Origin of the sequence: Rubripirellula obstinata, from assembly GCF_001642955.1 — a bacterium.
In the GTDB taxonomy this organism is placed as follows: domain Bacteria; phylum Planctomycetota; class Planctomycetia; order Pirellulales; family Pirellulaceae; genus Rubripirellula; species Rubripirellula obstinata.
Genome location: NZ_LWSK01000018.1, coordinates 15024 through 21151, shown reverse-complemented (window position 1 = coordinate 21151; position 6128 = coordinate 15024). Strand labels below are relative to the sequence as shown.

Sequence of the window (6128 nt, the reverse complement as noted above, 5' to 3'; positions counted from 1 at the left end):
TTCCTTCTCCACCTCCAAAATGCGATACCGAGCAGGGCGATTGCGCCACGATAGGTAATCTGGGAGACTGAGCGAAGGTTCGTGTTTGGACGGCTGATTTGCAGTTGTCGGGCGAATCGCTTCGTACTGGTGACCTTCGATGGAACGCTCCGCCTCGCTTGTTGAACAACTTGAAAAGATGACTGACCCTCGCCGCGGTGAGTCGGTCTATCCGTTGGTCAATATCTTGTTCATGACGATCTGTGCCGTCATTGCCGGAGCGGATGATTATGTCGCCATTGCCAAGTTCGCTAACACCAAGAAAGAGTGGTTCGCCAAATTCTTGGACATGTCCGCTGGTGTTCCATCGCACGATCGCTTCAACGCGATCCTCAATGCGATCGACCCAGAGGAGTTTGAACCCGTGCTGCTGGCGTGGATCACGCAATTGCACAAAATCACGGGCGGACAAGTCATTGCCATTGATGGAAAAACGCTTCGCCGTAGCTTCGATCACGCGACCGGAAAGGCAGCCATCCATATGGTCAGCGCATGGGCGACTGCCAATCATATCAGCCTTGGGCAAACGGTCGTGGACGCTAAGAGTAATGAGATTACCGCGATTCCGAAACTGCTCGAAATGATCGACGTTTCCGGGGGTTTGGTGACGATTGACGCGATGGGATGCCAGACTGAGATCGCTGCAAAGATCGTCAAGGAAGGTGCGGATTACTGCTTGGCGGTGAAAGGAAATCAGCCGACGCTGCACGAGGGAATCAAAGCATTCTTTCTGGACCACATTGAAGACAACTTTGCAAGAATCGAAGTTGCTGAGCATCACACCAACGAAACCGGTCACGGTCGTATCGACGAGCGAAGCTACTACTTGTGTGAAGTTCCCGACGACCTTCCTGATGCAGGTCGTTGGAAGGATCTTTGTGCGATCGGCGTGTCGATCAACAACACACAGCGTCGCAAGGGCGACGAGATCGCAGTGCGTTACTACATCCTCAACAAATTGATTGATGGGGAATCGTTCGCAGGTGCTGTGCGTGATCATTGGGGCATCGAAAACAGTTGTCACTGGCAGTTAGATGTGACGTTCGGCGAAGATCAATGTCGCATTCGAAAAGGGCACGGTGATGAGAACTTCAGTACGCTTCGGCGAACGGCACTAAGCTTGCTCAAGCAAGAGAAAACGGCCAAGTGCGGAGTCAAAAACAAGCGGCTCACCGCTGGTTGGGACGATGACTACATGGAAAAAGTCGTTTTCAGTCGGTAAATCCCCGTGCAATCGCCCTGGATACCGAGCGATGGACGTTCAGCGTCGCAAGCTTTCTTAGAAGCAAACGGTCGGTCTACTTCACATAAACTCGCTTGTTCGACCAATCAGTTACTCTCGTTCACAAGATTTGTTGCATGATATTCAATGTTGCGTAAAGTACTTTTAGATTTAGGTGGCCATCACGGTAACGCCATCAAAATGCTCCAAGAGCCACTTAGTCTTGACGAGGGATGGGAAATTCATCTCTACGAGCCGAACCCTGCTTGCGAGCTTGCCGATCGAATGCGCGAGACAGATTTAAATGTCTTGGTCCACTCATCTGCCATTTGGACCATGGACGGGACAATTTCGTTCTCTCAGCAAAACCATCAATTGGCACAGAATCATTCTCCCACGGATGGCCGAAGTGACATTGATGGATGGGGAAGCCGATTGTCATGCTTGAAAACTACGCACCCATCGCTTCTCCCGCCAATTGAAGTACCCTGCGTTGACCTAGCGAGGCTTCTCCGGGCATTTTCGGATTGTGATTACCTAGCAGTGAAGATGGATATTGAGGGGGCTGAATTCCCGGTGCTTCGTCACTTAATTCGCGAGGATGTCCTGAGCTTGATCGATGCTCTTTTTATCGAGTGGCATGTCAGGCTCTTACCGGATGAATCAGCGCAATCTCGACAGCACTTGGAAAGTCAGTTGCACAACGCGGGCGTCAAGATACAGCACTGGACTTAGTCTCAGGCCCAGCAGGCTTCTGTTCAATAGGACCGCTCACGGCAAGCACCGCAAATTTGCATTAGAACGAATAGCGTTTTAACTGCGAATGACATCAACAAAGCGAAACCGGCGTTCCGAGACATTTAGTGAGGCTAAACTAAGATATGCCGCGTGGGTAGCTTAGACGCGGCACAGTCGTCGTTGCACTGAAAATGCTTCGCATCACGCACAGAATTAAAACGAATTTGCCAAGTTGATGTTGCAAAAAAGGAACTTAACATTTGATGACGACTAGCAGCTGGGAGATTGGGCAACCCTCTTTTCTCTCTTACAACCTAACGATTTCTCACTCGATCCCATTCATATGGTTTCGCGTTGCCAAAGCGGGAACCCAATCCGTGTTAGCTTACTTTCAGCAAAATTCGGTTCCCTTGGATGTCGCGAATGCAATGTGGGTTAACTACCCAGTTAATTTGACCCAAAGCTATTTCAAATTTGGCTTTGTTCGTGATCCTTGGGATCGATTTCTTTCGTGCTGGAGAGATAAAGTTCAAGATCGAAACTACTTTCGATTCGAACCAGCAGTACACCGAGAAATGCTGGACCTTGGAGCTTTTTTGTCGTGGGTTGAAAAGTTAGATTTGCGGAAGTGTGATCATCATCTTTGCCTTCAAAGCCGACTCATCGATTTGTCCCAAATTGACTTCCTAGGTCGGATGGAAAGCTTCACGCAAGATTTCGGGTTTGTCTGCGATGCCTTGAAACTGCCATCACACAACATCCCCCACCTTAACCGGTCTCGCATCCGTGCCAACGACAATGTTGAAGCGTTAAGGGAGCGACACGCTAGTCGGGTCAGGCATCTCTATCAACGCGATTATCAGATTTTCGGCTATCGATGAAAGACTCTGCCAGCTGTTTCCCGACGCTAACTTTAGTTTGACGACTACTTTATTAAGCGAGATGCTTCTGGAAGAAGAGTTTGTGGCAGGCCGCAAGCCTTTGCTAGTTTCAAGATTTCCGACTCTGAATCGGATCGAAGACGCTGGAAATCAATATTGACCGCGTTGCACTTGGCCAAAGAATTATCGCGATGAATGATCAACGAATTCACGAATGCCTCCCGGTCGGGACGCGGCCACCAAGGATGACCCGTTGGTGTTTTCGCCTTATCCCATGACCGTATGGTGTCCTCTACGGGACGTTCAACGCTGACAAACAACGGTGGTGGTTCACCATCAAATTGCCAGGCAATCTCAAGTTCATTTATTAGCATGCACATCGTCGGATGCTTACCCACGTACGTCGAAAATGAATTCGCAGCTGTTTCGCTACGCGCAAACTCGGCCCAACACCTCAAGTTAGCGACGCGTTGCTCGAACGTCCCCCGATATCGCTTCGTGTTTTCGTCGAAACACTGCAAGCAGCAACATCGCAGCCATTCATCTTCGTATGTACAATAACCCGATTGAGCGTCGAAGAATGCATTACCCGTAAAGCATCCAAGTTCTTTTAAAATTCCAGTCACTAAAGATGTACCGCCACGGTACGGTCCAAGTACCGCTATCGGCGAAATTGCATCTAGCATATTTTGATTAGCTCAGATTGAGAGAAGACAGGGGGCGGGCAGCCTATATTGAAATTAGCCGAAGGTCGTTGCTCGGCTACTTTCATTTCTAGACTAACATCAACATAGCATTTCCGAATGCTTGAAATCGCATCGGCATTATCTGGAACAACCCGTGGCACGAATTCTATATTCCTGGGAGTGGGGCGCTGGCACAGGTCACTTGAGATTGTTTGCCCCGATCGCTGAGCACTTGGTCAATTCTGGCCATGAAGTTACCTTGGTTACGCGAGATCTCAATGGTACTTCGGCGTTATTTCCACCCCATACAGTCCGTTGTCTACCAGCGCCGATCCAGATGCCTGCAGGGCATCGAAGCATCCCCAACCCTGTGACGCTCGCACAACTGGCTTGGAATCTCGTCTTCCATAACGAAGATCAGTCAGCTGATAGCATACGATCGTGGCGTGACATCTTTCGCTTGGTTGAGCCAGATTTATTGATCGCAGATTTTGGGCTAATGAGTCTTGCAGTTGCAAAATCCCTCGGTGTACCAAGCGTACGCATCGGCAACGGATATCTTTGCCCACCGAGTGGTGATTCGCCAGCATTGTTTGATCTGTTTTTAGAAGAGCAACTCGACAAAGAGGCCTTGGATGACATTGAGAAAGCTTCTCGTTGCATCATTTCTGCTATCGGCAAAGCACTGTGCAAAGTCGGCTTGAAGAGGCAGCCTTCGTGGCGAGACCTTTTACTGCCTGTTGAACGGACCGTTCTAATTACGATCCCTGCGTTGGACCCCTACCAAAACCAACGTGAGAACGACGCGACGTACCTTGGTTTTTGGGACCGTTGTGGTGGTCGCGACGCAGTATGGTCAGGTACCGCCGAGATCAAAGCATTCGCTTACCTGAAGCCGTTTGCTGGCCTGAAGTCATTGCTAACTGAATTGACCAGTTGCAACGTAGCTACGGCGTTAGTCATCGACGGTGACGCCAATCTCGAACCGTCCATCCAAACGACACATCCAATCCAGTTGCAAGATGGCATGGTTGACATTTCAACGCTTACGAAGGAATGTCGGTTTGCTATCTGTAACGGCAATCATGGAACGGTTTGTCGGTTGCTGACTGCTGGTATTCCCATACTTTCAGCTCCACTTTTTCTTGAGCACCGAATTACATCCGCGGCGGTGCATCGCTATGGTTGTGGTCTCTCAATTCGCCCGAATACCCCCGGCAACTATTATGCAGCCGTCTCGCGTATCTGCTCGGATGAAAAATATAGGGCAAACGCTAACCAGTTTGCATCAGAAAACCGACACTATGGCGAAGGGGCCTATGAACGTGCGATTGCACAGCTAGAAACGTTCCTTGGCCATCAATCTGGCGATGCATTCCATTGACTAATAGAACCTCAATGGGATGGTTTCAATGACCGTACAGTAGAGGCTGTTTTCGCTTAAAAGAATGACGAACAGGCGGTGTTCGCGAAGGGACTTACTGCGTCAACTAAAACCTGTCGACCGGACTCGACAATTCAGCCAGACGACGCATGTGATCGTTCATAGGGCTGACCGATTCTGACGCGGAATCGAAACCAATCCCAACTTCCGTAAGCGTTCGGCAGGACTATTTGCCGGCTAGTTTTCGGCGGAGGGCGCGGTGGGCTTTGGTTTTGGCTGCGCGGGCGAGGGATTCTGCCTCGCGGTAGGTGCGGACCTTGTCCAGGTGCTGCTTTGCCCAGGCGTCCGGAACCAAGGCGTTCAGATCTGCATCGCCATCGGCAAGCCGACGCAGCACGTCGTCAACGTAGGCCCACAAGTTCAAGTGGTGGCGATGATCGCTTGTCGTTAGCGTGTACAGTCGCGCCGCTACTTCGCCGCCTGCCTCACTGCCCAAGAACGGTGGTGTAGGCCCGGGAGTCTCACCCGGGCCCCAACCCCAAACCAGACGTGCAAGATTTCCTTGCATCCGGCTTTCCAGAATGTCTTGATGACTTCGCACCATGCTTCTGCTTGTGGCATCGCAGACACAAGGTCTGCAAGTTGAACAAGTGATTGGCTTGAGCGAAATTGGCGAAACAGTTGACGGGGTTGATGTGGTCCGTTTCCGAGGTTTCAATCGTGACACGACTTCCGCACTGACGACAGCGATGGCCGTCGCGAAAGAGCACCCCCGCCTTGAAGTCCATGCGACCGGGACGTTGCCGATTTTCGTAATGGCAAATTTCGGCTTCCCAGTCGACGTCATCCAGGTAGCAGCCCGTTCCAGGGTTGTAGGGCTTCGGCGATTCCTGTTTCCAAGACATCTCGATGTCTTAAGCACGTTTCAACGTGTAGCTTCCGCCAACGTTGAGATTGTCGCCTTGTCCGTGCTTTCGAATGCACTGAGCGGTCGACACATCGTATCGACGACACAACGCTTTGACGCCGATCCAGTAAGCATGGAAGTCCAACGCATTGGCGGCACGTTTAAAGCCGTGCGCGATCCGATAGTAGTTGGCCCATCCAGTGACGACAGCTGATCCACGGATCAACAGATGGTGGGTGGCACCTTTTGTCAAGAAAGTCATCAGGCTTTA

At 50.8% G+C, this 6128-nt stretch carries 7 protein-coding genes; 4 read left to right on the top strand and 3 right to left on the bottom strand.

Going from position 1 to position 6128, the window contains the following annotated elements; genetic code table 11:
- Positions 1-139: 139 nt before the first annotated feature.
- The 4 genes from RC85_RS07605 (at position 140) to RC85_RS07585 (ending at position 4950) form a co-directional block, all read left to right on the top strand.
- Entirely contained in the window at positions 140-1261 is a 1122-nt protein-coding gene (locus RC85_RS07605) for an ISAs1 family transposase (protein WP_068260696.1), read from the top strand.
- Between the two features lie 147 nt (positions 1262-1408).
- Positions 1409-1996 (top strand): FkbM family methyltransferase, encoded by a 588-nt coding sequence (locus tag RC85_RS07600; RefSeq protein WP_068260694.1) that lies wholly within the window; start codon positions 1409-1411, stop codon positions 1994-1996.
- A gap of 266 nt (positions 1997-2262) precedes the next feature.
- Entirely contained in the window at positions 2263-2880 is a 618-nt protein-coding gene (locus RC85_RS29015; protein ID WP_084422447.1) for a sulfotransferase family 2 domain-containing protein, read from the top strand.
- Between the two features lie 918 nt (positions 2881-3798).
- Complete coding sequence (locus RC85_RS07585) at positions 3799-4950, top strand: glycosyltransferase (RefSeq protein WP_235033401.1); 1152 nt, start codon at positions 3799-3801, stop codon at positions 4948-4950.
- A gap of 226 nt (positions 4951-5176) precedes the next feature.
- On the opposite strand, the gene RC85_RS07580 is transcribed toward RC85_RS07585, so the two are convergent.
- The 3 genes from RC85_RS07580 to RC85_RS26115 all read right to left on the bottom strand — a co-directional run bounded on the left by RC85_RS07580 (position 5177) and on the right by RC85_RS26115 (position 6119).
- On the bottom strand, positions 5177-5551 hold the full coding sequence (locus tag RC85_RS07580) for a hypothetical protein (protein ID WP_162273185.1): 375 nt from the start codon (positions 5549-5551) through the stop codon (positions 5177-5179).
- Positions 5472-5738, bottom strand: a complete 267-nt coding sequence (locus tag RC85_RS29010; RefSeq protein WP_420852605.1) for an HNH endonuclease — start codon at positions 5736-5738, stop codon at positions 5472-5474. The genes RC85_RS07580 and RC85_RS29010 overlap by 80 nt, the downstream gene beginning before the upstream one ends.
- A 126-nt stretch (positions 5739-5864) precedes the next feature.
- Positions 5865-6119: a group II intron maturase-specific domain-containing protein gene (locus tag RC85_RS26115; RefSeq protein ID WP_084422444.1), complete on the bottom strand. Its 255-nt coding sequence runs from the start codon at positions 6117-6119 to the stop codon at positions 5865-5867.
- Positions 6120-6128 lie beyond the last annotated feature (9 nt).